Origin of the sequence: Citrobacter sp. Cpo045, assembly GCF_030332875.1 — a bacterium.
Taxonomy (GTDB): domain Bacteria; phylum Pseudomonadota; class Gammaproteobacteria; order Enterobacterales; family Enterobacteriaceae; genus Citrobacter; species Citrobacter portucalensis.
In genome coordinates, this window is the sequence record NZ_JAOWGZ010000091.1 from 200,665 (window position 1) to 226,043 (window position 25,379).

Here is a 25,379-nt window from a genome sequence, read left to right on the forward strand (position 1 = left end):
GCCTACGTGTCAATCACCGTTTATGCCGCCATCAGGCAAACTGATTATTAGCGACGCATACTCTTGGAGAGCATCATCTGCCATTTCTGCTCACGGTTGAGCTCTGTTGGAGGAACGGCAGACAGGCGTGGCGTTTTCGCCATGCTCACCTTTTTCTCCTGCAAATTGTGATTCAGTCGGCTGTAGAGATGAGAGTCAATGCTCACGACTTTCACCAGACGCTGGCACTGACAACCCCGACCGGCAATCTGATTAGGGATCATCTTAACTTCACAAACAATTTCTCCCACTTCCGACAGAATATAAGAGAGCGTATTAATTGCTTTGCAGTGCTCGATATCAAAATGGCGGGAAATTTCCTTTGCGGTGATCCAACGATCCTCGGCCATCATCCAGTCAGCAATTAACAAATAAAGCGGTCTTTCAACATATTTTTCACACATAAGCACACCATTTTCACAAATTAAAAATCTGGCTACGGCCTGTCCAAATTAATAAAAACTAAGCCATATTAAAATTGTGGATATAAAGGATAGTATGCGACTTGAATGTTGATTAGTGTGAGCAATATCGTGCTTATTACATTGAAAATGTGGTTACGGAAACGGACTTGTCCAGGAATGACCTTACGCAAGACAAAAAAAGGGTTTCTTTACAGAAACCCTTTCAAAATTATATTACAGATCCGGTTAGAGCAATATTCACCGGACCTTTTGTTTATTACTTTTTGATCTGCGCGTGCATTTCCTGCACCGAGGTTACCTTCTCGGTGGCATCGGCATTCAACGCCATCGCTGTGGCGAAACCGCCGTTCAGCGTAGTGTCATAATGCACTTTGTACTGCAGCGCGCTGCGGCGAATAAGCTTGGAGTCTTCAATCGCCTGACGACCTTCGGTGGTGTTGATGATATAGGTGTACTCGCCATTCTTGATACGGTCCTGAATGTGCGGACGACCTTCATGCACCTTGTTCACCAGACGTGGATTGATACCCGCTTCACCCAGCACAATCGCGGTCCCGTGCGTCGCATCCAGCTCGAAGCCAAACTTCAGCAGTTTCGCTGCCAGGTCAACCACACGCTCTTTATCGCCTTCGCGAACGGAGAGCAGTGCACGACCCTGTTTTTTCATGGTGGAGCTGCTGCCCAGCTGTGCCTTGGCGAACGCTTCCGCGAAGGTACGGCCCACGCCCATCACTTCCCCGGTAGAGCGCATTTCTGGCCCTAACAGCGGGTCAACGCCCGGGAACTTGTTGAACGGCAGCACCACTTCTTTTACCGAGTAGTACGGCGGGATAACTTCTTTGGTTACGCCCTGCTGTGCCAGCGTTTTCCCGGCCATCACGCGCGCCGCGACTTTCGCCAGCGGTACACCAGTTGCCTTGGAGACGAACGGAACGGTACGTGCCGCACGCGGGTTCACTTCAATCAGGTAAACTTCGTTATTCTTCACCGCAAACTGGACGTTCATCAGACCACGAACCTGCAGTTCGAAGGCCAGTTTCTGCACCTGTTGGCGCATCACATCCTGAATTTCCTGACTCAGGGTGTACGCTGGCAGAGAACATGCGGAGTCACCGGAGTGCACGCCCGCCTGTTCGATGTGCTCCATGATGCCACCAATCAGCACCATTTCACCGTCGCAGATAGCGTCCACGTCCACTTCAACCGCATCGTCAAGGAAACGGTCCAGCAGTACCGGCGCATCGTTAGAAACGCTGACTGCGGTCTGGAAGTAGCGACGCAGGTCGGCTTCGTCGTAGACGATTTCCATCGCGCGACCACCGAGAACATACGACGGACGCACTACCAGCGGGTAGCCAATCTCTTTCGCCTTCTCAACAGCCTGTTCGATAGCCGTTACGGTAGCATTCGCCGGTTGTTTCAGCTTCAGACGGTCAACCGCCTGCTGGAAACGCTCGCGGTCTTCCGCGCGGTCGATGGCATCCGGGCTGGTACCGATAACCGGTACACCTGCCGCTTCCAGCGCACGCGCCAGCTTCAGCGGGGTCTGTCCGCCGTACTGTACGATGACGCCTTTCGGCTTCTCGATACGAACGATTTCCAGTACGTCTTCCAGCGTGACCGGTTCGAAGTACAGGCGGTCAGAGGTGTCGTAATCAGTTGAAACGGTTTCCGGGTTACAGTTGACCATGATGGTCTCGTAACCGTCTTCGCGCAGCGCCAGCGAGGCGTGTACGCAGCAGTAGTCAAACTCAATACCCTGACCGATACGGTTTGGACCACCGCCCAGCACCATGATTTTATCGCGGTCAACGGACGGGTTCGCTTCGCACTCATCTTCATAGGTGGAGTACATGTAAGCGGTGTCGGTGGCAAATTCTGCCGCACAGGTATCCACGCGTTTGTAGACTGGGTGCAGATTGTACTGGTCGCGCAGTTTGCGGATTTCCGCTTCGCGAACGCCGGCCAGTTTCGCCAGACGCGCATCGGCGAAGCCTTTGCGCTTCAGTACGCGCAGGAAGTCAGCGTCGAGGCCGTTGATGCCAAGGTCGGTGACTTTTTCTTCCAGACGTACCAGCTCTTCAATCTGCACCAGGAACCAGCGGTCGATGTTAGTCAGGTTGAACACGCCATCGACGGACAGGCCAGCACGGAAGGCATCGGCGATGTACCAGATACGCTCAGCGCCAGCGTCTTTCAGCTCGCGACGGATTTTAGTCAGTGCTTCCGGGTCGTCCAGGCTTACTTTCGGGTCGAAGCCGGTCGCGCCCACTTCCAGACCGCGCAGCGCTTTCTGCAGCGATTCCTGCTGGGTGCGGCCAATCGCCATCACTTCACCGACAGATTTCATCTGCGTGGTCAGACGGTCATTAGCGCCAACGAATTTCTCGAAGTTGAAGCGTGGAATTTTCGTCACAACGTAGTCGATGGACGGCTCAAACGAGGCCGGAGTACGGCCACCGGTGATGTCGTTCATCAGTTCGTCGAGGGTGTAACCTACGGCCAGCTTGGCGGCAACTTTTGCAATCGGGAAGCCAGTAGCTTTGGACGCCAGCGCCGAGGAGCGGGATACGCGCGGGTTCATCTCGATGACAATCAGGCGACCGTTTTTCGGGTTTACCGCAAACTGGACGTTAGAGCCGCCGGTTTCTACGCCGATTTCACGCAGTACCGCCATCGAGGCGTTACGCATGATTTGATATTCTTTGTCGGTCAGCGTCTGGGCAGGTGCTACGGTGATGGAGTCACCGGTATGGATGCCCATCGCGTCGAAGTTTTCGATGGAGCAGACGATGATGCAGTTGTCGTTTTTATCACGCACCACTTCCATCTCGTACTCTTTCCAGCCAATCAGTGATTCATCAATCAGCAGCTCGTTGGTTGGGGAAAGATCCAGACCGCGTTCGCAGATTTCTTCGAACTCTTCGCGGTTGTAGGCGATACCGCCACCGGTGCCGCCCATGGTGAAGCTAGGGCGGATAATGCACGGGAAGCCAACGTCAGCGGCAACCGCCAGCGCTTCTTCCATGGTGTGAGCGATGCCTGAACGTGCGGTGTCGAGACCAATCTTCTTCATCGCGATATCGAAGCGACGACGGTCTTCCGCTTTATCAATGGCATCCGCCGTTGCGCCAATCATAGTCACGCCGAACTCAGCCAGTACGCCCTGGCGTTCCAGTTCCAGCGCACAGTTCAGCGCTGTCTGACCGCCCATGGTTGGCAGCACCGCATCCGGGCGTTCTTTCTCAATAATTTTGCGCACCACTTCCCAGTGAATCGGCTCGATGTAAGTGGCATCGGCCATTTCCGGGTCGGTCATGATGGTTGCCGGGTTGGAGTTCACCAGAATAACGCGGTAACCCTCTTCACGCAGGGCTTTACACGCCTGCGCGCCGGAATAGTCAAACTCACACGCCTGACCGATAACAATCGGACCCGCGCCCAGAATCAGGATACTTTTTATGTCTGTACGTTTTGGCATGGCTCTTTTACTCCTGATTATTTCGCGGACTGACGGTATTGCTCAATTAACTCGATAAAGTGGTCGAACAACGGTGCAGCGTCGTGCGGACCCGGACTCGCTTCAGGGTGCCCCTGGAAGCTAAACGCCGGTTTATCGGTACGATGAATCCCCTGCAAGGTGCCGTCGAACAGTGACTTGTGGGTCACGCGCAGGTTGGCAGGCATGGAGGCTTCATCTACGGCAAAACCGTGGTTCTGTGCGGTGATCATCACGGTATTGTTATCAATATCTTTTACCGGATGGTTGCCGCCGTGGTGGCCAAACTTCATCTTAATGGTCTTCGCACCGCTCGCCAGCGCCAGCAGCTGATGGCCGAGGCAGATGCCAAATACCGGAATATCGGTTTCGAGGAATTTCTGAATCGCGGTAATTGCGTAGTCGCACGGCGCCGGGTCGCCAGGGCCGTTGGACAGGAAAATACCGTCCGGATTCATCTTCAGAACGTCTTCTGCTGAGGTTTTCGCCGGTACAACCGTCAGGCGGCAGCCGCGGTCCGCTAACATACGCAGAATGTTACGTTTGGCGCCGAAATCGTAAGCCACAACGTGGAACGGCATTTCATCGGCAGATTTCGCTTCCGGCAGGTCACCGGCTAGCGTCCAGCTCCCCTGCGTCCAACTATAAGGCTCCGCGGTGGTCACTTCTTTCGCCAGATCCATACCGTTCAGGCCTGGGAAAGCTTTTGCTTTTTCCAGTGCCAGCGCCGCATCCGGGTTATCGCCCGCGATGATGCAGCCGTTCTGTGCGCCCTTTTCACGCAGCAAACGCGTCAGCTTACGGGTATCGATATCAGCAATCGCCACAATGTTATGGCGCTTGAGGTAAGAAGAGAGGTCTTCAGTATCGCGGAAGTTGCTGGCAATCAGCGGCAGGTCGCGGATGACCAGGCCTTGCGCATGTACCTGAGAAGATTCTGCATCGGCTTCATTGGTGCCGACATTACCGATATGAGGATAAGTAAGAGTGACGATTTGGCGGGAATAGGAAGGATCAGTGAGGATTTCTTGATAACCGGTCATTGAAGTATTGAAAACGACTTCCCCAACCGCCGAACCTGTTGCCCCTATGGCCCGACCGTGAAACTGGGTTCCGTCTTCCAGAACCAATAGCGCTGACTTAATCAAAACACCCTCCAGAGAATATTCACTCACTTTATTTGCATATTAATTCATTAACACCTCATGAATCAATGCAAATTTGCTTACCTATGGATTTCTGGCAAACGGCGGCATTCTAGAGATAGCTCACACAAAAGTCTACCCAAAAGGGCTTTTTTTATTATTATTTTGCGCCACTGGGATAAAACACACGATTTAACAGGCAAAAAGATCAGCTAACTCAAGGTAGAAAACGCTTGCGGTAGGCAAAGAGTGTAAAAACAGAATGCGGGAGAGAAAAAAGTGGACCATTTGGTCAAAATTTACATTGAGATAACAGAATCACCCAACAAAACATAGATAAATAACCAATTAAAAGAAAAAACACATTCAGAATCCAAAAATAAAAGGGCAATAAAATATTGCCCTATGTAATCAAATAATTGTGACTACAATAACCACATCACGAAGGGTAATGAAAGCTATAAACTGCGTAAATCAAGCACATCTTTCATATCAAAAAGACCATTTGACTTTGATTTTAGCCAAATCGCCGATCGCACTGCGCCATTGGCAAAAGTCATGCGGCTGGACGCTTTATGCGTGATCTCAATACGCTCGCCAATATCAGCAAACATCGCGGTATGCTCACCGACGATATCCCCCGCCCGCACCGTGGCAAAACCGATCGTGCCCGGTACGCGCTCGCCGGTGTAACCTTCACGCGAATAGACCGCGCATTCTTTTAAATCTTTATCCAGCGCCCCGGCAATCGCCTCGCCCATCGCCAGCGCAGTGCCTGACGGCGCATCAACTTTATGGCGGTGGTGAGCTTCAATAATCTCAATATCGGTGTAATCGCCCATCACTTTCGCCGCCTTCTCCAGCAGCTTAAGCATAACGTTCACGCCGACGCTAAAGTTCGCGGCGAAAACAATCGCAATCTCCTGCGCAGCATCGCGAATAGCCTGTTTACCGGCGTCATCAAAGCCGGTGGTGCCAATCACCATCCCTTTACCGTGCTGGCGGCAAAACGCCAGATGCGTCAGCGTGCCTTCCGGGCGAGTAAAATCGATGAAAACATCGAAATCATCTTTCACCGCTTCAAGACTGCTTTGCACGGTAACGCCCGTTTTCCCGGCTCCCGCTAACTCTCCGGCATCGCTTCCCAGTAAGGACGAGCCTTCGCGCTCTAACGCGGCACCCAATTGAACACCTTCCATCGCCATGGCGGCCTGGATTAACTGCCGTCCCATGCGGCCACCGGCGCCGGCAATGGCGACACGGATTTGTGCTTCATGCATAGCTATTCTCTTTTATAAAAATTGCGTAAACCGTTTTCAGAGTAACCAGCGCGCCCGGAGGCCGCTAGCTGAAAACACCCATAATTAGAATTTAATGATAAACAGAGGGGAATATCAGTAAAAGACATGATTCATCCCGCAGGATGAATCATTGCTGGAGCACAGGAAAGAAGTCAAACTTACTCAGTATGGCGCAAAATGATGGGAAAACGACGGAAATACGAGCAGAAATCAGCCAGTCTGCTTAGATATTTTCGCGAATGTGGTTTTATGGCACGAGCGTGTAGTTGACGATCATTTGCCCTTTTTTCATCTTCACCTGAGTAATCGTCACCGGCCCAATCTCAGAGAGATGGGCAACATGCGTCCCTCCGCAGGGATAAGCGAGGAGAGGACCAAATCCAACCTGCCGCAACCCGTCGGTGAATGTCACTTGTCTGGAGAGATTGTCTGCCTGCCAGGCGTTGATTTTCTCCTGCAGCGATAGCGTATCCGGTAACGTGCCGTTTTCACCGGCGGCGAAAGTAATGCGCCCCTCATTGGGCCAATGGTGTGCTTTCACTGGGAGCCAGCCAAACGCTGTACCCGCCAGGCCGATAAGATGTCCTGCCGAGTGCAGGCGGGCGTGCAGTTGACGCAACGCGATATCCACACGCAGGTTCACGATACCGGGGAGGAGCGGTTTTGCCACGATGTGCACCACATCGTCACCGCGCGCGAGGACTGTTTCAACCCGCTCATCTTCAATCCAGCCCGCATCCGCAGGCTGCCCGCCTCCCTGCGGGTGAAAAAGGGTTCTATCCAGTACCACCGCGTACCGTCCATCCGGCTCAGCCGAGCAACTCAGTAAGTTAGCCTGGCCTTCAGTGTTATCGCTGGTGTAATAAAGACGTTCAGTCATGATTGCTCTCCTCTTGATGGGAAGAGTATATTCACTTTACTGACGGCGATAATCCTGCGCTGGTTCAATGCATCTTTGCCTGGTACGCACTAATGAACCCTAATCTTCTTCCCGACCTTGCCACCTTTGTGTTGATTATCGACCAGGGGAGCTTCTCCGCCGCCGCCAAAGCCTCGGGTGCTACGCCTTCCGCTATTAGCCGCAGCGCTTCACGCCTCGAGAAGGCGTTGGGCAGTAAGTTGCTGCACCGTACGACGCGCAAGCTGGCGCTCAGCGAAACGGGCAAAATTGTGTATGCACACGCGCAGGAAATGCTGCATGCGGCACAAATGGCTGTCGACTCAGGCAGCAGTCGACAAACCATCGCGCAAGGGCAACTGACCCTCAGCGTGCCGAAAGCGGTGGGGCGATTTGTCATTCATCCACTGATGGCCGAATTCTTTACGCGCTACCCGCAAGTGGACGTCTGCCTTCGGCTGGAAGACCGGTATATGGATTTAATCGACGACGGCGTCGACCTTGCACTGCGCATCAGTCAGTCGCCCTCCCCGGGCCTGTACGGGAAACCGCTGATGCCGGTCAGCCATGTGATATGCGCAACCCCCGAATACTTACGCAAGCACGGTACGCCCGAGCACCCGCAGGCACTGCGCGAGCATAGCTGTATCAGTCTTGGCGAGACACCTGCGGATTCACGTTGGAAGTTTCGACGCGGTGAGCGCATGGAGACCATTCAGACTCATGGCCGCTACGCCGCCAACCACACCGGTGTACGCCTGGACGCGGTAAAAAAGGATCTGGGAATCGGCAGCCTGCCACTGTTCACCGCCAGCGAGGCACTCACCAATGGCGAGATTGTCCAGGTACTGCCAGAATGGGAATTTATTAGCGACTACAGCGGGGAACTGTGGCTGCTATGGACGCGCAATCAACATATGCCCGCCAGAATGCGGGCGATGATTGATTATCTCAGCGAGAAGGTGCCGTTGCACAACACCTGGTTACAGCGCGCGGGCAAATACCTCTGCCACCCACTGCTGGAAACCTTCAACGTTCAGGCCCAGCGCAACCTGCGCATTTGCCGGATGCCCCAAGCGTCCTTCGATGTCCACCACCGTCGTACCCGAGGTATATTCGCCCTGGGTTTCAACCGCCACGAAACACGGCTGCAGGGTAAACAGTTCCGGGCGCACCAGCCAGGCAATGGCACACAGATCGTGCATTCGCAGCCCCGTATTCATGCTGCCGCTACGGTAATGGCTAAACAGTGCATGCAGCATTTTTCCCGTCTGGTTAAGTTGAGGCAACGTCGCCAGATAGTCTGGGGCGAGCATGGCCTGATTGGTCACATCCAGCCCACACATCACAATCTCCAGCCCACTCTGGAAGACTTTCGCTGCGGCCTCGGGATCGATAGCAATATTAAACTCGGCGTTGGGTGTGAAGTTCCCACGCCCGGCAGAGCCGCCCATAATCACCAGACGGTGAATGTTGAATACGCATTCAGGATAATGGGTCAGCAGCAGCGCAATGTTGGTCAGCGGGCCAATTGCCACCAGCGTCACGGGCTGCGGGGCATGCATCAGCGCATCGCGAATCGCCTGGAAGGCGGGTTTTGCCATCGCCTGGCGGTCGTGTTCGACAAATTCATACCCTTCCATACCGGACTCGCCGTGCACGGAAGCGGCATCACGCAGCGGCCGCACCAGCGGCATTGATGCTCCCTGCGCTAGCGGAACATCCGCATTCCAGAAGTGCAGCAGTTGCAACGCATTACGGGTGGTTTTTTCCACCGACACATTGCCTGCTACCGTGGTCATCAGTTGCAGATCCAGCTCAGGGGCAAACAGCGCAGCAGCAATGGCGGCGGCATCATCAATGCCGGGATCGGTATCAAGAATGATCGGTAAGCGCATGGTTTCTCCATAAAAAAATGCCAGACGTTAAGTCTGGCATCTTCTCATAATCGTAACCGGAAAGACTTACTCTACTTCACGAACATCCACACGCAGCTCTTTCGGCACTTCGAAAACGATGTTCTCTTCGCGGCCTTCCAGTGGGATCGCTTCCCCACCACCAAGCTCTTGCAGGCGAGCAATCACGTTTTGCACCAGGATATCCGGCGCCGAGGCTCCGGCCGTCACGCCCACACACTTCGCTTCTTTCACCCACGCTTCCTGAATGTCGGTCGCATCGTCAATCAAATACGCCGCTTTCCCCATTCGCTGGGCCAGTTCAGCCAGACGGTTGGAGTTAGAGGAGTTCTTAGAGCCGACCACCAGCACAACATCAGCCTGTTCCGCCAGCGCGCGAACCGCTTCCTGACGGTTGGTGGTGGCATAACAGATATCGTCTTTGCGCGGCCCGACAATTTTCGGGAAGCGTTGACGCAGCGCATCAATAACGTCAGAAGTGTCGTCAACGGAAAGCGTTGTCTGCGTCATGAAGGATAATTTTCCTTCATTTTTCACATTCAGTTTCAGCACATCATCCGGTGATTCAACCAGATACATTCCCCCTTGCGGGTTGCTGTACTGGCCCATTGTGCCTTCGACTTCCGGGTGCCCGGCGTGCCCAATCAGAATGGATTCTTCGCCACGACGACTGGCGCGGGCAACTTCCATATGCACTTTCGTTACCAGCGGGCAGGTCGCATCAAAAACCGTGAGGTCACGGCCTTTGGCTTCGTTACGCACCGCCTGAGATACGCCATGAGCGGAGAAAATCAGGATCGCGCCATCCGGCACTTCGCTGATTTGCTCGATAAAAATAGCGCCGCGCTCGCGCAGGCTATCCACCACATAGCGGTTATGCACCACTTCGTGACGGACATAAATCGGCGCGCCATAAATAGCCAGCGCGTTTTCCACAATGCTGATAGCGCGGTCTACGCCAGCGCAAAAACCGCGCGGGTTGGCCAACAGGATCTGCATTTTACGTCTCCAGTGCCGGTTCGACTTCCAGCACTTCAATATCAAAATGAACGGTATGCCCGGCCAGCGGATGGTTGAAATCAACCGTGATCGAATCACCGTTGATTTCGCGGATCACGCCAGGCATCTCACTGCCGTCCATTGCGGTAAAGAGCATGATAGCGCCAATTTCTGGCTCGCCCGCGTCCATAAACTCCCGACGCGAGAAATACTGAATTAAGTCCGGACTTGACACGCCAAAGGCGGCATCTGGTTCCAGAGCAAAAGTGGTTTTATCACCTTCTTTTAGCCCCAGCAGGTGTTGTTCCAGTCCTTCAGACAGAGAACCGTCGCCCAGGCGAAACAGCGCTGGCTTGCCGTTATTGCGGGTTGACTCTGCGGTTGAGCCATCGTCGAGCTTAAGGGTGAAGTGCACCAGCACCGCACTGTTACTCTGTACTGATTTAGACATGCAGGTTGCTCTTTAAAATTGCTGCCGCCTGTTTGCCCGGTGGCGGTACGCTTACCGGGCCAACAAGGATCGCAGTATATTGTAGGCCGGATTAGCATAGCGCCATCCGGCATTTTTTTATGCGGCTTTTTTCTCTTTCGACGGCAGGAAGCCTTCGAGAACAATCAATGCCGCGCCGATACAGATAGCAGTATCGGCCAGATTGAAGGTCGCGAAATGCCAGTCGCCGACGTAAAAGTCAATCATATCAACCACGAAGCCGTGCCACAGGCGGTCGAACAAGTTGCCCAGTGCACCGCCAATGATTAACGCATACGCGATGTTGTTCAGCTTCTGCGTCGCCTTCGAGCGATACATCATCACCATCAGGATGACGCAAATACCGATGGCGATGCCGGCAAAGAACCAACGTTGCCAGCCGCCGCTGTCGGCTAAGAAGCTAAACGCCGCACCATAGTTACGCGCGTAGTGCAGATTAAGCGACGGAAACAGCGACACCGTATCCCCCAGAGCAAAGTTCTGGAGGATCAGGTATTTGCTGCCTAAATCGATAATCAGCACGACTACCACCAGCCACAGCCAGCGTAGTCCTGTTGAACAAAGAGGCTTACTCATCAGGCAAACTTACGTTGTTCGCCATCACCGGCGATGTTGCTGACACAGCGTCCGCAGATATCTGCATGTTCCGCCACCTGGCCGACGTCGGTAGTGTAATGCCAGCAGCGCGGGCATTTCTCACCTTCGGCTTTGCTCAGTACGATTTTCAGACCTTTGAGCAGTTCGCTCTGCTGAGCATCAGCAGGAGCCGCTGCATAATCCGCAACCGTCGCACCAGAGGTCAGCAGTACAAAACGCAACTCTTCGCCCAGCGCGGTCAGTTTCGCCGCCAGCTCAGGTTCAGCGTACAGGGTCACTGCAGCCTCCAGAGAACCACCGACTTTCTTATCCGCACGCGCCTGTTCGATGACTTTGTTCACTTCGCCACGCACTTTCAACAGCTCGTCCCAGAAGGCATCGTTCATCTCTTCGGTTTCGCCTAAGCCAAACAGACCTTCGTACCATTCACCGGTAAAGACATACTTCTCACGATCGCCCGGCAGGTAGCCCCAGATTTCATCGGCGGTGAAGGACATGATCGGCGCCATCCAACGAACCAGCGCTTCAGCGATATGGAACAGCGCAGTCTGGCAGCTACGACGCGCCACGCTGTCCGCTTTCGCGGTGTACTGACGGTCTTTGATGATGTCGAGGTAGAACGAACCCATTTCGACGGAGCAGAAGCGCATCAGGCGCTGTACCACTTCGTGGAAGTCATAGGCTTCATAGGCTTTCAGGATTTCGTCCTGCGCCGCTTGCGCACAACCTACCGCCCACCTGTCCAGAACCACCATCTCTTCCGGTTTCACCATGTCTTTAACCGGATCGAACCCATTCAGGTTCGCCAGCAGGAAGCGCGCGGTGTTACGGATACGACGATAGCTGTCGGCAGCACGTTTCAGAATTTCGTCAGAAACGGCCATTTCACCGGTATAGTCGGTTGAAGCCACCCACAGACGCAGAATATCCGCGCCCAGTTTGTTCATCACATCCTGCGGAGAAACGGTGTTACCGATAGACTTGGACATCTTACGGCCCTGACCATCAACGGTGAAACCGTGAGTCAGTACCTGGCGATAAGGTGCTTTGCCTTTCATGGCGGTGGAGATCATCAGAGATGACATGAACCAGCCACGGTGCTGGTCAGAGCCTTCCAGATACATATCGGCCGCATGGCCTGCAAACTCAGGACGCACGTCCACGACGGAGGAGTGGGTTGAACCAGAGTCGAACCACACGTCCAGCGTATCCGGGACTTTGACATACTGGTCAGCTTCGTCGCCGAGGATATCTTTCGGATCGAGATCCCACCACGCCTGGATACCGTCAACTTCAACGCGTTTAGCCACTTCTTCCATCAGTTCGATAGCGCGCGGATGCAGCTCTTCGGTGTCTTTGTGAACAAACAGAGACATCGGCACACCCCACGTACGCTGACGGGAGATACACCAGTCAGGACGGTTAGCAACCATCGATTCAATACGCGCCTGGCCCCAGTCCGGGATCCACTGCACGCCTTTGATCTCTTTCAGCGACTGTGCGCGCAGGCCTTTTTGATCCATGCTGACGAACCACTGTGGGGTCGCGCGGAAGATGATCGGTGACTTGTGACGCCAGCAGCATGGGTAGCTGTGCTGCATCTTCTCAACGTGCAGCAGCGCACCTTTTTCGCTCAGCAGCGCAACGATTTTGTCGTTGGCTTTAAAGACGTTCACGCCGTCCAGATCCGGATAGGTACCCGCCAGGTATGCGCCGTCCGGGCCAACCGGGTTAGCGATTTCCAGACCGTATTTCTGGCTGATGACGTAGTCATCCGGACCGTGACCGCCAGCGGTATGAACCGCACCGGTACCCGCATCCAGCGTAACGTGATCGCCAAGGATAGCCGGCACATCAAAGCCCATAAACGGATGGGTAAAGCGCAGCAGTTCCAGCTCAGCGCCTTTAACGGTGCCGAGAATGGTGTATTCAGCCGCGCCAATACGCTGCATAACACTTTCAACCAGATCTTTCGCCAGAATCACAGCCTGGCCGTCAATCTGCACCAGCGCATAGTCAAAATCAGGTGCCAGAGAGATTGCGCGGTTCGCCGGTAACGTCCACGGGGTAGTGGTCCAGATAACCAGAGAGATCGGGCCGTTGACGTCAGAAACGCCAAATTTCGCTTTCACCGCATCCTGATCGGCGGCGTGGAACGCCACGTCGATGGACGGGGAGGTTTTGTCATAATACTCAACTTCCGCTTCCGCCAGCGCGGAACGGCAGTCAACGCACCAGTGCACCGGCTTCGCACCTTTGTGCAGGTGACCGTTACCGATGATTTTACCCAGCGCACGAATGATGTTGGCTTCGGTTTTGAAGTCCATGGTCAGGTACGGATGCGACCAGTCGCCCAGTACGCCAAGACGGATAAAGTCTTTACGCTGACCGTCAACCTGGGTCGCTGCGTATTCGCGGCACTTGGCACGGAACTCAGCGGCGGTAAACTTCTCGCCCGGTTTGCCGTATTCCTGCTCTACTTTCAGCTCGATCGGCAGACCGTGGCAGTCCCAGCCCGGAACGTAAGGCGAGTCATAACCCGTGAGTCCTTTGGACTTCACGATAATGTCTTTCAGAATCTTGTTAACCGAGTGACCAATATGAATGCTGCCATTCGCATAAGGAGGGCCATCATGCAGAATGAAGGTTTTTTTGCCTTTTTTGGCCGCACGAATGATGCCGTACAGGTCATCATCAGTCCAACGCGCCAGCATTCCCGGTTCGCGCTTGGCGAGATCGCCGCGCATCGGGAACCCCGTTTCCGGCAAATTCAGGGTTGATTTATAGTCACTCATCAGATTCTCGGTTCCGTATTTAAAACTCGTATAGGCATTAAGCCGGTTTTGTTAGCCCAAAAAATTCACGGGCAGTCAACTCATCACGCGCAATCTGCGCTTTTAGTTCATCCAGCGAGGCAAATCGCTGTTCGCTGCGTATTTTTTTACGCAGTACTACATCTATATGGCGACCATACAGGTCCATTACAACGTCCAATAGATGCACTTCCAACTGTTGGCGTACGCCTGCTACCGTCGGGCGGGTGCCGATGTTGGCGACGCCGGGCAACGGTTTATCGCCCAGTCCCATCACTTCAACTGCATAAACCCCTTTCACCGGAGAAACCTGGCGACGCAGCGGTAAGTTTGCCGTCGGAAAACCGATGGTGCGCCCTAATTCATCACCGTGAACGACACGTCCTGAGATAGTAAAAGGATGCCCAAGCAGGCTTTCGGCCAGTTGCAGGTTATCTTCTGCCAGCGCCTGACGTACCGCGGTGCTGCTAATGCGCACACCGCCTTCGCAGAAGGTTTGGGTGCTGGTGATATCAAAACCATACTCAGCGCCCGCTTCCTGTAATAACAAGAAATCGCCCGCACGGCTAGCGCCAAAGCGGAAATCATCACCAACGGCAAGAAATTGTACACCAAGGCGCTTAACCAGCAGATCGCTGATGAAGGTCTGCGCCGTTAATGCCGCAAAGCGCCTGTCAAAACGCACGCACAGCACGTAGTCCACGCCGCATTCCGCCAGATAACGCAGTTTTTCGCGCAGGCGAGTGAGGCGCGCAGGTGACTTGTCGGTCGCAAACAGCTCCAGCGGCTGCGGCTCGAAAATCATCACCATCACCGGTAAATTGCGTTTGCGCCCTTCTTCCCGTAAACCCTGCAGCAACGCACGGTGGCCACGGTGCACGCCGTCGAAATTACCAATAGTCAGCACACACCCATGCGGGGCCTGACTGAGATTATGTATGCCTCGTATCAGCTTCATGTCTGGCTCAAAACAGTGAAAATCGTGAAAGTATACCCTGTACCGCGGTCAACGTTAACCGGCGATTGTTTCTACGAAACAGAAAGAGGATTGTTTTCATTGTTATGAAACAAATTGCAGACCTTCACGGGCACGCCAATGCAATTTTTCTCGTGGAAAAGCTGTATTCACGCCACGCAAGCTGGTAGAATCCTGCGCCATCACTACGCAACGAGTGCTGCAATTTAAACGGCGCTTATTTGCACAAATCCATTGACAAAAGAAGGCTAAAAGGGCATATTCCTCGGCCTTTGAATTGTCCATATAGAACACATTTGGGAGTTGGACCTTGGCTAATATCAAATCAGCTAAGAAGCGCGCCGTTCAGTCTGAAAAGGCCCGCAAGCACAACGCTAGCCGTCGCTCTATGATGCGTACTTTCATCAAGAAAGTATACGCAGCTATCGAAGCTGGCGACAAAGCTACTGCACTGAAAGCATTTAACGAAATGCAACCAATCGTGGACCGTCAGGCTGCTAAAGGTCTGATCCACAAAAACAAAGCTGCACGTCATAAAGCAAACCTGACTGCACAGATCAACAAACTGGCTTAATCGCCTGCTTGTTGTCGCTTTGTGAAAAACCCGCGCAAGCGGGTTTTTTTATGCCTGCTATCTGACGTTTTTCTCATTAGCCACTGATGTTGTTCTCGCTCGTTCACACTCTTCCTGACCAGCCTGTTTTTTCAGCTATCCCATCCTCAGTCGCGTCGCGTAATACGTGAAAGTTATTTTCTTTCACTGTTTTCCTTTTTTTATTTCAATATTAATAAAACTGTGACCACCTTAGCAAATAGAAACATCGTTCATTCAAAAACGAATAAACGCAATCCTGATGTAAGATTTGATAATTGATTGCCGCGGTAGGGTTAACTACTTTTCATGTACACCTTACTCACTCATTTTAATCTGAGGATAAATTCAGTAACGACATAAAAAATAATATTTAAAACTTGCTTGGAAAGTAAAAGCTGTTTTTCTGGGCGTATCGTTCCAGTATCGGAGTTATTATTATGAGTTCTGTTATTGAGGATACCCAGTCATGCGGGTCAACATCATTATCTTTACTACAGCGTATTAGCTACGGCTCTTTGGATGTGGCGGGTAATCTGCTGTATTGTTTCGGTTCAACTTACATTTTATATTTCTACACAGACGTTGCAGGTATTAGCCTCGCCGTAGCAGGCGTCATCCTGCTGCTGGCGCGTATTGTCGATGGCATAGACGCCCCCATATGGGGGATCATCATCGATAAAACGCGTTCGCGTTACGGTAAATGCCGCCCCTGGTTTTTATGGTTGCCATTACCTTTTGCCGTATTCAGCGCCCTGTCATTTTGGTCTCCTGATATCAGTATGACCGGAAAAGCTATCTATGCAGCAATATCTTATATGATTGCCAGCATTCTATTTACCGGACTTAATACACCACTCAGTGCAATATTACCTCTGATGACCTTATCTCCTAAGGAAAGACTGGTTTTAAATTCCTGGCGAATGACCGGTGGGCAAATTGGGGTTTTATTAATGAATGCGACCGCACTGCCGTTAGTTGCTTTTTTAGGTAACGGAAATGATCATGCGGGTTTTATTTATACGGCGATTATATTTGCCGTAATATCCTGTTCGTTAACGCTTTTCGCCTTTAAAAATATCCGAGAAATGAATACGGATAAAATTCAACAAGAACCTAAATTGCCGATGAAAAAGAGTTTTGCGGCAATGAAAGGCAACTGGCCATGGATCCTGATGGTGCTGGCAAACCTGATCTTCTGGATTGCCCTACAACAACGCTCCACAACGATTGTCTACTATCTTACCTACAACCTCGACCGCAAAGATCTGGTTCCGCTGATTAACAGCCTGGCGACAATTCAGATCCTGTTTATCATCGCTATCCCCTTCTTTAGCAAATACCTGGCTAAAACGTGGATATGGGTAGGCGGTCTGCTGGTCGCCACGCTTGGCGGCATCATGATGTGGCTGGCAGCGGACAACATTCCTTTTCTCATCGCCGCCTGGATACTCGGCAATATCGGCAGCGGTATCGCCTGCTCAATGCCGTTTGCCATGCTGGGCTTCGCCGTCGATTTCGGTGCCTGGAAGACGGGTATTAAAGCTACCGGCATTCTTATCGCCTTCGGCAGCACCTTCTGCATCAAGATGGGTAGTGGCCTCGGTACCGCTTTCGCTGCCTGGATCATGAACAGTTTTGGCTATGTCCCCAACCATGCCCAGAGTGCTGCGGGTCTGGAGGGAATTACCTGGGCCTTTATCTGGGCACCCGCCCTACTCTTCGCGCTCGCAGCGATCCCACTACTTTTCTTTCGTAAATACGAAGCGATGGAAGAGAAGATTCGCCACGATCTGGAAACCATCAACTAAAAACGATCCTTACCTTCACCCTCGAAATATGGGAGGCACCACCATGCCATTTATGCAACATGACCCGCGTCGCCTGGTCTGGCAGCAAAACGATCGCTATTTATGGATTGAACCCTGGGGCGAGAACAGCCTGCGCGTGCGCAGTGGCCGTCATCTGCCGGTAATGAGAAATGAAGACTGGGCATTGACTGAGCCAGTCGCAGAAAGCCATTGCCACATTGATTATGAGCACCACCAGGCGACGCTGACCAACGGCAAAATTATCGCTATCGTCAATCAAAAAGGACAAGTTACCTTTTACCGCCATCCACACAAACCTCTGTTGCAGGAGTTCTGGCGCTTGCGGGGCGAAATTGGCGAGGATGAATCTTCTCACGGCCAGTACGTCAGCGCACTCAACCTTGAGGGACGCGAATTCCGCCCTATTCAGGGTGGGAAATATTCACTTAAAGCCCGCTTCGAAGCCAGCGAAGGGGAAAAAATTTATGGTATGGGGCAGTATCAACAGGCTAACCTGGATCTCAAAGGATGCGTTCTTGAGCTGGCGCAACGTAACTCCCAGGCCTCAGTACCGTTTATGCTCTCCAGTCTGGGCTACGGATTTTTATGGAACAACCCGGCAGTCGGGCGCGTAACCTTTGCCCACAACGTTACCGAATGGGAAGCACAGGTCAGTGAACAGCTGGACTACTGGATCACGGCTGGCGATACCCCGGCAGAAATTAGCCGGGCATATGCGCTGGCTACCGGCACACCGCCGATGATGCCGGACTACGCCATGGGCTTCTGGCAGTGCAAACTCCGCTATCGGACGCAGGAAGAGCTGCTGGAGGTTGCCCGCGAATATAAGCGCCGCAATCTGCCTATCTCGGTGATCGTTATCGACTTCTTTCACTGGCCGAATCAGGGTGACTGGATGTTCGATGCACGAGACTGGCCCGATCCTGATGCCATGATTGCCGAGCTGAAATCGCTGGGAATTGAGCTGATGGTCTCCGTCTGGCCGACGGTGGATAACCGCACTGAAAGCTATCGGGAGATGCGCGAAAACGGCTGGCTGGTACAAACGGAACGTGGCTTGCCGATCAATATGGATTTCCTCGGCAACACCACTTTCTTTGATGCTACCCATCCGGGTGCGCGGGACTACGTCTGGGGCAAAGCCAAACGCAACTATTATGATAAAGGCGTGAAGCTATTCTGGTTAGACGAAGCCGAACCTGAGTTCAGCGTTTATGACTATGACAACTATCGCTACCATGCCGGGCCGGTACTGGAAGTGGGCAATATCTACCCGCGAATGTACGCCAAAACCTTTTTTGATGGTATGAAAGCCGATGGTGAAGACAAGGTTATCAACCTGCTACGCTGCGCCTGGGCCGGCAGTCAAAAGTATGGCGCACTGGTCTGGTCAGGTGATATTCACTCCTCGTTTAGATCGCTACGCAACCAGTTTGCCGCCGGACTCAATATGGGAATCGCGGGGATACCGTGGTGGACGACGGATATCGGTGGTTTTCATGGCGGTAATATTCACGACCCACATTTCCATGAACTGCTGATCCGCTGGTTCCAGTGGGGCGTATTTAGCCCGGTGATGCGTCTGCACGGCAACCGCGATCCGCAGATTTTACCGGAACAACCGTACCGGGATGGTATCGCCCAGTGTCCTACCGGTGCACCGAACGAAGTCTGGAGCTACGGTGAGGACGTGTGTGACGTACTGACGGATTGCCTGGCGTTGCGAGAGAAACTGAAGCCCTATATTAAAGCGCTGATGGAGGAAACCCATAAGCACAATACACCAGTGATGCGCCCCCTGTTTTTTGATTTCCCCGAACAGGAAACAAGTTGGGCAATCACCGACCAGTACTGTTTTGGTCCTGACCTGCTGATTGCCCCCGTAATGCATGAAGGTATGCGCGAACGTGATATCTGGCTACCGGAAGGGGAAACATGGACGGATCTTACGACCGGCGAGAGTTATTCGGGAGGGCAAACGTTGCACTATGCCGCGCCATTGAACAGAATTCCGGTATTTATCCGCGAAGGTGGGCAGTATCGTAGCTTATTGAGGCTATAGCATGAAACCGGCTGCGGGTGAGTACCGCAGCCGGAAGTATTACGGTAAGTATGTCTACTGTGGCTTGAACAATGCCGAGTAGTCCGCATTGCAAATACGCTGCACCGCCGGATGCTGGATCATTCTTTCCGCAAATATGGCGTGATACTCTTCCATCACATTTTCTACGCGTCCAATTTCAACAATAGAATCATCGGCATAGAAATTGTGCGAATACAGAGTAGGTGCAACAAAAATAGCATTATGCGTTGCCCCAAACGCTTTCATCAGCGCAGCGTCATCAAACTCGCCGAGGATTTCGACATTCAATCCTTGTGAGTTGATCCAGTTCAGCAGCTTACGTCCGAGCATCGAACGACGTCCAGGGATCAGCAACCGACGTTCCTCAAGACAGGCCGGGAATGGTTTTTCAGGCAGCGGTTTGGTGCACCAAAAACTCACGCTGCACTCGCCTATCCGCACTGAGAACAACCCTTCCTGCTGCGTAGAATCGATCGGGCAGTCGGAGATGATCATATCCAGCTTATGTTGGCTGAGTTGATCCAACAGCATCTCGTGCGTTGACTCAAAACAACGCAGATGGATTTGTTCATCTTCAACCACAGCGGCATCCAGTACGCTGCTGACCAACTGCTTCGATAGCGCATCCGCCACGCCGACATCGAACAGCAAATTAGACTCTTTGCGGTAGTTCACGATATCCAGCATTTCCTGGCTTAAGGTGAACATCTTATCCGCGTAACGAAAAACCAATTCGCCTAACTCACTGGGCTCCAGCCCACGCCCCTTCCGCTTAAACAATTTTCCCTGTAAGCGTTCCTCAAGCGCTTTAATCTGCCCGGTAATGGTCTGCGGTGTCAGATAAAGCGCTTCTGCTGCACCAACCACTGACCCTTCTTTATAGACATGCCAAAAGTAGTACAGATGGTTGTAATTTATATGAGACATACTCTCTCCCTGAAAATTGTCACGAAAGGGTTATCCCGTCAGGCTGATGCGTTCAACCGGGCACGTAACCAGCAGTAACCTATCACTGCCGACAACAAGGAGCCGATCAGGATCCCCAGTTTTGCCCAGTTAATCAGCTCAGGATCGACGCTGCCAAACGCCAGGCTGGCAATAAAAATCGACATCGTAAAGCCAATACCGCAAAGAATACCGACCGCCATAATCTGCTGGAAATTCGTTCCTTCCGGCAATTGCGCCACCTTGAGGCGTAACGCCAGCCAGCAAAACAGACTGATACCCAACGGTTTGCCGATCAACAGGCCGGCAATGATCCCCAGCGGTAATATCGAGGTCAGTCCATCAATAGTGACGCCCTGCAGTGAAACGCCTGCGTTGGCGAAAGCAAACAGTGGCAGGATCAGGTATGCCACCCATGGATGCAGAACATGCTCCAATCGCTTCGCCGGTGAACGCCCGTGTTTTTCCTTCAATGGAATGAAGAAGCCCACAATCACGCCCGCCAGCGTTGCATGCACGCCAGACTTCAGTACGGCAGTCCACAGCACCACGCCGACCAGAATATAAATACCGGTGCGTCTCACTCCGCACAGATTCAATCCTGCCAAAACAAGGATTGCGCACGCGGCAACGCCCAGCGACAGCAGCGAGAGATCGCTGGTATAGAACAGTGCGATGATTACGATAGCGCCGAGGTCATCAATAATCGCCAGCGCCATCAGGAAGATTTTCAACGCCAGTGGTACACGACTGCCCAACAACGCCAGCACACCTAACGCAAAAGCGATATCCGTTGCCGCCGGGATCGCCCACCCTTCACGGGTGATGGGATCGGCATAGTTGAATGCCAGGTACAGCAGCGCCGGGACAATCATGCCCCCGATAGCAGCAATGATCGGGAACGCCGCCTGACGCAGACTGGCCAGCGAACCTTGCATTAACTCGCGCTTTACTTCCAGACCAATCAACAGGAAGAACACCGCCATCAACGCATCGTTGATCCACAGCAGCATATTTTTGTTGATCTCAAGCGCGCCAACCCGCAGTTGAACGGGCGTTTCCAAAAAGGCGTGGTACCATCCACTGGTAACCCCGATATTCGCCATCAGCATAGCGACCACGGCTGCGATGATCAGAATGATGCCCCCCGAGGCGTCACTACTAAAAAAACGATGCAGATGTTTCACTTTTATTCTCTCTATTGGGTGAATACTTCGTAAATACTATCTTACACCCTCAAAAAGCTCGTTAAAATTAGATTATTCATGATGGATAGATCGGTTTTTACGAGTAAAAATTTCAGCAATCATCAAGATGTTCTGCCTGTGCCATTACCGCCAGAGAGAATGATTCCTCCTCTCAGATCTTCAAAAATTCTTGGATCAGAGTATTCTCGTATTCATTGATATATTGGGATAATAATCAAAGAGCTAAGATGGACTCGACACCTCTCCCGCAAGAAATATTAAGAACCTGGCAACGCATTGAATTTTTTCAGCCTTATACGCTTGAAAGAAAAGATAAAAGCCTGCTGATCCCACTAAAAAAACTCATTACATTAGGTGATGCTTCACTTCCGTGGCATTCAGAGAAATTACGCCAGCAATATGACATTCCGCCGAAGGCATCATTTATTGTTCACGTAGGGCTATTTGAGAAAAATATCGTCAGCCGCATTAGTCAGGAGGTTCTTGGAACAAATGAGGAAAATGACGACGAATGCGAACAGCGCTTGGATCAGGAAGGGACAACCTGTTTTGCTAAGATGCAGTTGAACGGAGAAGGTGTACCCACGAGAGATAAACTGTCGGTAAGTTCGCTACCCTGGGCGTTGGGCCATCTTAAAAAACGTCAATTCCACAAACTCGACTCATCAGTCTTCGCGGTCGATTGTATGCATCTTGCCGATACATTCAATGATTTCTGCGTTACGTTAGAGCCCGTAAGGGAAAAAGGCCCGGGTGTATTGCGCGCAAGCAATATTCTCACGCTGCTCGACACTCATTTAACATCATGGGCGGACTTTGCACCTGAATGGCAATATGCAATACAAATTGACTGGTTTAACGGCAACAATGAGAGCCAGGACACGGAACAAGAAGAAGCTAGCGAAACGGAAGACCTCATAAGCGACAATGAAAAAGCATTAGTACTTCCCATCTTAAATAGCTTCTTTTTTGAGGATATTGAAGATGCAATGTCATCATTGAAAGACACTCGATGCCGAACACTCAATACTTACCTCACTCACCGTGTTCACAGAAACCCAGATCTCTATTCTCAGAAAGGACTAACAGCCATTATCGATAAGCTGCATCCGACTAAAATGCCTCTGGGGCGTTGGCCTTCAGAGCCAGAGCACGCGATGTCATTAATGCAGCAGTTTGCAATAAATACGGCGGTAGAAGAGCTTGCTGAAGGTGGATTACTATCAGTAAATGGGCCTCCGGGAACGGGGAAAACGACGTTGCTGCGTGATTTAGTTGCGCATAATGTCGTTGAACGAGCGAGAGTCCTTGCGGGCTTCAGCAATGTGGAAGATACGCTTACCCATGAAGGCTTTATCGTCCCGGAACTGACCGGTTTCGAAATGATTGTGGCCTCATCCAATAATGCAGCCGTAGAAAATATCTCTAACGAATTACCGCAAAAGAAATCGCTGGCCGAAGAATTTCGTTATCTTGACTATTTGTCACCGACCGCAAATCAAGTTGCAGCAAAATCCCTGCCCAAATCTGCGCATAAAAGAGATAAAGATGGAAAAGGAACTGAGCGTAATTACCCTCTCTTTCGTCCTCTTGCGACAGAAAAACAGTGTTGGGGATTAATTTCAGTAGCTCTTGGAAGAAAAACAAATCGTACAAAATTCGCCCAAAGACTACTTTTTGATGAGCATTTTTTACGCGACACATCAGTCGAAATGGCCAGACCGGACAACGAAAACTTTCTCAGCCTTTGGCGCTGGAAGTCTTGCCACAATAAACTCTCTTTCACCGCAGCAAAGCTGCATTTCATTCACTGCCTGAAAACAACAGAAGAGCTGCAAAAACAGTTAGCAGAATTAGCCGAACTGCTGGCAAAAAAACCTTACTGTTCATCTGATGCTTTGTCTTCGGACATGGCAAAAGCGGCAGTGCGATGTGAAGATCGGCTTAGCGCACTTAAGGAATTTGAAGCCGAGCGGGACGTAATTGAAAAACAGATTCAGCATGCCAGGCAACAGCAAAAAATAGAGGAAGCCGATGCACCTGGCCTGCTGACTCGTTTGCTCAATCGTAAAAAGGTACAGACTTACCAGACATCATTACGTAACACACAACAGCATCTTTTAACGCTTAGCGCATCATTAATACACAAAACACAGCTCGTTTCTGAACAGCGTAAACAACTGAATGAGGCAGACACCCAAAAACGCCGCTTACAGCAAGAAATAGACAGGATTGCCCTGCAGCGCGAGGAAATAGAACAAAAATTGCGGGGCCTGAAGGATAAGTTTTCAGGAATAGCTCTACCTGATAGCCATAAACCCATCGATAATGCTGGCTTACAGCGCACCGCATTCTGGCAAAACGCTCAGATCAACCGCCAACGCTCACTGTTGTTTATGGCTGCGATGGATCTTCATCAAGCCTGGCTTTACGAGGCAATGGGGAGCGTTGATCGCTTTAGAGAAATGTTCCTGCGCCGCCTGAGGAATTTTTTAAATTCCCCTCATCTTGAGCCCACGCCACTCCCCTGGTGGCAAACGTTATGCATGTTTGTCCCGGTACTCTCTACAACCTTTGCCTCAGTGGGACGTATGCTGCATGGAGTAAAAGGCGGCGAGCTTGGCTGGGTAATGATCGATGAAGCTGGCCAGGCATCACCTCAACAGGCCGTCGGCGCTATATGGCGCGCCAAACGCGTACTCGTTGTGGGCGATCCGTTACAGATTGAGCCTGTATTTACCACCTCTCCATCACTGGTTAGGCACCTTTGTCAGGATCTTCTACACGAGCATGCTGAAAAGTGGAATCCAGAAAAGCTCTCAGTCCAACAGGTTGCCGATCGCGTCAATCATTGGGGCTGCAAATTAGAGATGATGAACAATAACATCTGGATTGGGATCCCATTATGGGTACATCGCCGTTGTATCGAACCCATGTTCAGTATTGCTAATAAACTGGCATACAATAACCGGATGATTCACGGGCTTGATACAGACAAAATCTGTAGTCGTCTTGTCAATGGCGAACTTGAAAACCACTGGTTAGTTTCAAGAGGGGGTTTGGGAGACAAGCAGTACCGAGATAGTCACGGTCAAAGCCTGATTACGCTACTGGACCGTCTACTCGCGGAAAATATAGAGCTGGGGTCTATTTACGTTATTACTCCATTCAAGGCTGTTAAATATGCGTTGTTGGAACTGATTGAACAAAGAGAGCTGGCCAGCTGGCAACAATACTCACCGCGACTAAAACATAAAGAAATTAAAGAGTGGCAAAAAAGCTGTGTTGGTACAGTCCATACTTTTCAGGGGAAAGAAAACGACATCGTTATTTTTGTTCTCGGATGTGATGTACACAATCGCGGCGGCGCAGAATGGGCTTCGAGCAAACCTAATCTTCTGAACGTGGCCCTTACCAGGGCTAAAAAACACATTTTTGTTATTGGAGACCCATTGGTATGGAAGACATTACCCGGATTTGCAAGTGTCGCACATACCTTGCCGGAGAAAGCTGAGACAAATATCATTGTTGAACAGGTAAGCCTGGAGTGGCAGTGAGAGTAGAACCAAAAATAAAAGCCTGAGATTTTCCAATTTCAGGCTTTTTATCATATACGGCAGT

General features: G+C 51.7%; 17 protein-coding genes and 2 pseudogenes. 5 read left to right on the forward strand and 14 right to left on the reverse strand.

What is annotated here, in order from left to right; all coding sequences use genetic code 11:
* Positions 1–47: 47 nt before the first annotated feature.
* The 5 genes from caiF to OGY13_RS09710 form a co-directional block, all read right to left on the reverse strand.
* A complete protein-coding gene (gene caiF / locus OGY13_RS09690; protein WP_003829705.1) occupies positions 48–443 on the reverse strand; it encodes a carnitine metabolism transcriptional regulator CaiF in 396 nt (131 codons plus the stop codon).
* Positions 444–720: 277 nt separating this feature from the next.
* The gene (carB, locus tag OGY13_RS09695) at positions 721–3,945 is read right to left on the reverse strand and encodes a carbamoyl-phosphate synthase large subunit (RefSeq protein ID WP_003829707.1); all 3,225 of its coding nucleotides are present in this window, start codon (positions 3,943–3,945) and stop codon (positions 721–723) included.
* Between the two features lie 17 nt (positions 3,946–3,962).
* Positions 3,963–5,111 (reverse strand): glutamine-hydrolyzing carbamoyl-phosphate synthase small subunit, encoded by a 1,149-nt coding sequence (gene carA / locus OGY13_RS09700; protein WP_003829709.1) that lies wholly within the window; start codon positions 5,109–5,111, stop codon positions 3,963–3,965.
* Between the two features lie 455 nt (positions 5,112–5,566).
* Entirely contained in the window at positions 5,567–6,388 is an 822-nt protein-coding gene (gene dapB, locus OGY13_RS09705) for a 4-hydroxy-tetrahydrodipicolinate reductase (protein ID WP_213752503.1), read from the reverse strand.
* Between the two features lie 268 nt (positions 6,389–6,656).
* Positions 6,657–7,289, reverse strand: coding sequence for an alanyl-tRNA editing protein (locus OGY13_RS09710; RefSeq protein ID WP_213752502.1), 633 nt, complete (start codon positions 7,287–7,289; stop codon positions 6,657–6,659).
* A 92-nt stretch (positions 7,290–7,381) separates the two neighbouring features.
* Here OGY13_RS09710 and OGY13_RS09715 point away from each other — a divergent pair.
* Positions 7,382–8,284: pseudogene (locus OGY13_RS09715) on the forward strand (LysR family transcriptional regulator); the annotation flags it as partial.
* 6 nt (positions 8,285–8,290) lie between these two features.
* Here OGY13_RS09715 and rihC read toward each other — a convergent pair.
* The 7 genes and pseudogenes from rihC to OGY13_RS09750 form a co-directional block, all read right to left on the reverse strand.
* The gene (gene rihC / locus OGY13_RS09720; protein WP_213752500.1) at positions 8,291–9,205 is read right to left on the reverse strand and encodes a ribonucleoside hydrolase RihC; all 915 of its coding nucleotides are present in this window, start codon (positions 9,203–9,205) and stop codon (positions 8,291–8,293) included.
* 66 nt (positions 9,206–9,271) lie between these two features.
* Positions 9,272–10,222, reverse strand: a complete 951-nt coding sequence (gene ispH / locus OGY13_RS09725) for a 4-hydroxy-3-methylbut-2-enyl diphosphate reductase (RefSeq protein WP_003018925.1) — start codon at positions 10,220–10,222, stop codon at positions 9,272–9,274.
* 1 nt (position 10,223) lies between these two features.
* Positions 10,224–10,673 (reverse strand): FKBP-type peptidyl-prolyl cis-trans isomerase, encoded by a 450-nt coding sequence (gene fkpB / locus OGY13_RS09730; RefSeq protein WP_213752499.1) that lies wholly within the window; start codon positions 10,671–10,673, stop codon positions 10,224–10,226.
* Between the two features lie 117 nt (positions 10,674–10,790).
* The gene (lspA, locus tag OGY13_RS09735) at positions 10,791–11,288 is read right to left on the reverse strand and encodes a signal peptidase II (protein WP_003018932.1); all 498 of its coding nucleotides are present in this window, start codon (positions 11,286–11,288) and stop codon (positions 10,791–10,793) included.
* Entirely contained in the window at positions 11,288–14,104 is a 2,817-nt protein-coding gene (gene ileS, locus OGY13_RS09740; protein WP_213752498.1) for an isoleucine--tRNA ligase, read from the reverse strand. Before ileS ends, lspA begins: the two co-directional genes overlap by 1 nt.
* A 37-nt stretch (positions 14,105–14,141) precedes the next feature.
* Positions 14,142–15,080, reverse strand: a complete 939-nt coding sequence (gene ribF, locus OGY13_RS09745; RefSeq protein ID WP_003829725.1) for a bifunctional riboflavin kinase/FAD synthetase — start codon at positions 15,078–15,080, stop codon at positions 14,142–14,144.
* A gap of 7 nt (positions 15,081–15,087) precedes the next feature.
* Positions 15,088–15,303 (reverse strand): annotated as a pseudogene (locus OGY13_RS09750) (DUF2575 domain-containing protein).
* A 105-nt stretch (positions 15,304–15,408) separates the two neighbouring features.
* On the opposite strand from OGY13_RS09750, the gene rpsT reads away from it, so the two are divergent.
* The 3 genes from rpsT (at position 15,409) to OGY13_RS09765 (ending at position 19,584) form a co-directional block, all read left to right on the forward strand.
* Complete coding sequence (gene rpsT / locus OGY13_RS09755) at positions 15,409–15,672, forward strand: 30S ribosomal protein S20 (protein WP_003018940.1); 264 nt, start codon at positions 15,409–15,411, stop codon at positions 15,670–15,672.
* 458 nt (positions 15,673–16,130) lie between these two features.
* Positions 16,131–17,501: an MFS transporter gene (locus tag OGY13_RS09760; protein WP_213752497.1), complete on the forward strand. Its 1,371-nt coding sequence runs from the start codon at positions 16,131–16,133 to the stop codon at positions 17,499–17,501.
* Positions 17,502–17,544: 43 nt separating this feature from the next.
* A complete protein-coding gene (locus tag OGY13_RS09765; protein ID WP_213752496.1) occupies positions 17,545–19,584 on the forward strand; it encodes a glycoside hydrolase family 31 protein in 2,040 nt (679 codons plus the stop codon).
* A 54-nt stretch (positions 19,585–19,638) separates the two neighbouring features.
* Here OGY13_RS09765 and nhaR read toward each other — a convergent pair whose 3' ends face one another.
* Together nhaR and nhaA are read right to left on the reverse strand one after the other, a co-directional pair.
* Positions 19,639–20,532: a transcriptional activator NhaR gene (nhaR, locus tag OGY13_RS09770; protein ID WP_032942332.1), complete on the reverse strand. Its 894-nt coding sequence runs from the start codon at positions 20,530–20,532 to the stop codon at positions 19,639–19,641.
* A 38-nt stretch (positions 20,533–20,570) separates the two neighbouring features.
* Entirely contained in the window at positions 20,571–21,737 is a 1,167-nt protein-coding gene (nhaA, locus tag OGY13_RS09775) for a Na+/H+ antiporter NhaA (RefSeq protein ID WP_213752495.1), read from the reverse strand.
* A gap of 248 nt (positions 21,738–21,985) precedes the next feature.
* On the opposite strand from nhaA, the gene OGY13_RS09780 reads away from it, so the two are divergent.
* On the forward strand, positions 21,986–25,315 hold the full coding sequence (locus OGY13_RS09780; protein ID WP_213752494.1) for a DEAD/DEAH box helicase: 3,330 nt from the start codon (positions 21,986–21,988) through the stop codon (positions 25,313–25,315).
* The last annotated feature ends 64 nt before the right edge of the window (positions 25,316–25,379 follow it).

What these genes read in the sequence shown, in the direction of transcription:
- caiF (WP_003829705.1), bottom strand. Translation starts at nt 443, where the DNA reads ATGTGTGAAAAATATGTTGAAAGACCGCTTTATTTGTTAATTGCTGAC.
- carB (WP_003829707.1), bottom strand. Translation starts at nt 3,945, where the DNA reads ATGCCAAAACGTACAGACATAAAAAGTATCCTGATTCTGGGCGCGGGT.
- dapB (WP_213752503.1), bottom strand. Translation starts at nt 6,388, where the DNA reads ATGCATGAAGCACAAATCCGTGTCGCCATTGCCGGCGCCGGTGGCCGC.
- OGY13_RS09710 (WP_213752502.1), bottom strand. Translation starts at nt 7,289, where the DNA reads ATGACTGAACGTCTTTATTACACCAGCGATAACACTGAAGGCCAGGCT.
- rihC (WP_213752500.1), bottom strand. Translation starts at nt 9,205, where the DNA reads ATGCGCTTACCGATCATTCTTGATACCGATCCCGGCATTGATGATGCC.
- ispH (WP_003018925.1), bottom strand. Translation starts at nt 10,222, where the DNA reads ATGCAGATCCTGTTGGCCAACCCGCGCGGTTTTTGCGCTGGCGTAGAC.
- fkpB (WP_213752499.1), bottom strand. Translation starts at nt 10,673, where the DNA reads ATGTCTAAATCAGTACAGAGTAACAGTGCGGTGCTGGTGCACTTCACC.
- lspA (WP_003018932.1), bottom strand. Translation starts at nt 11,288, where the DNA reads ATGAGTAAGCCTCTTTGTTCAACAGGACTACGCTGGCTGTGGCTGGTG.
- ileS (WP_213752498.1), bottom strand. Translation starts at nt 14,104, where the DNA reads ATGAGTGACTATAAATCAACCCTGAATTTGCCGGAAACGGGGTTCCCG.
- ribF (WP_003829725.1), bottom strand. Translation starts at nt 15,080, where the DNA reads ATGAAGCTGATACGAGGCATACATAATCTCAGTCAGGCCCCGCATGGG.
- OGY13_RS09760 (WP_213752497.1), top strand. Translation starts at nt 16,131, where the DNA reads ATGAGTTCTGTTATTGAGGATACCCAGTCATGCGGGTCAACATCATTA.
- OGY13_RS09765 (WP_213752496.1), top strand. Translation starts at nt 17,545, where the DNA reads ATGCCATTTATGCAACATGACCCGCGTCGCCTGGTCTGGCAGCAAAAC.
- nhaR (WP_032942332.1), bottom strand. Translation starts at nt 20,532, where the DNA reads ATGTCTCATATAAATTACAACCATCTGTACTACTTTTGGCATGTCTAT.
- OGY13_RS09780 (WP_213752494.1), top strand. Translation starts at nt 21,986, where the DNA reads ATGGACTCGACACCTCTCCCGCAAGAAATATTAAGAACCTGGCAACGC.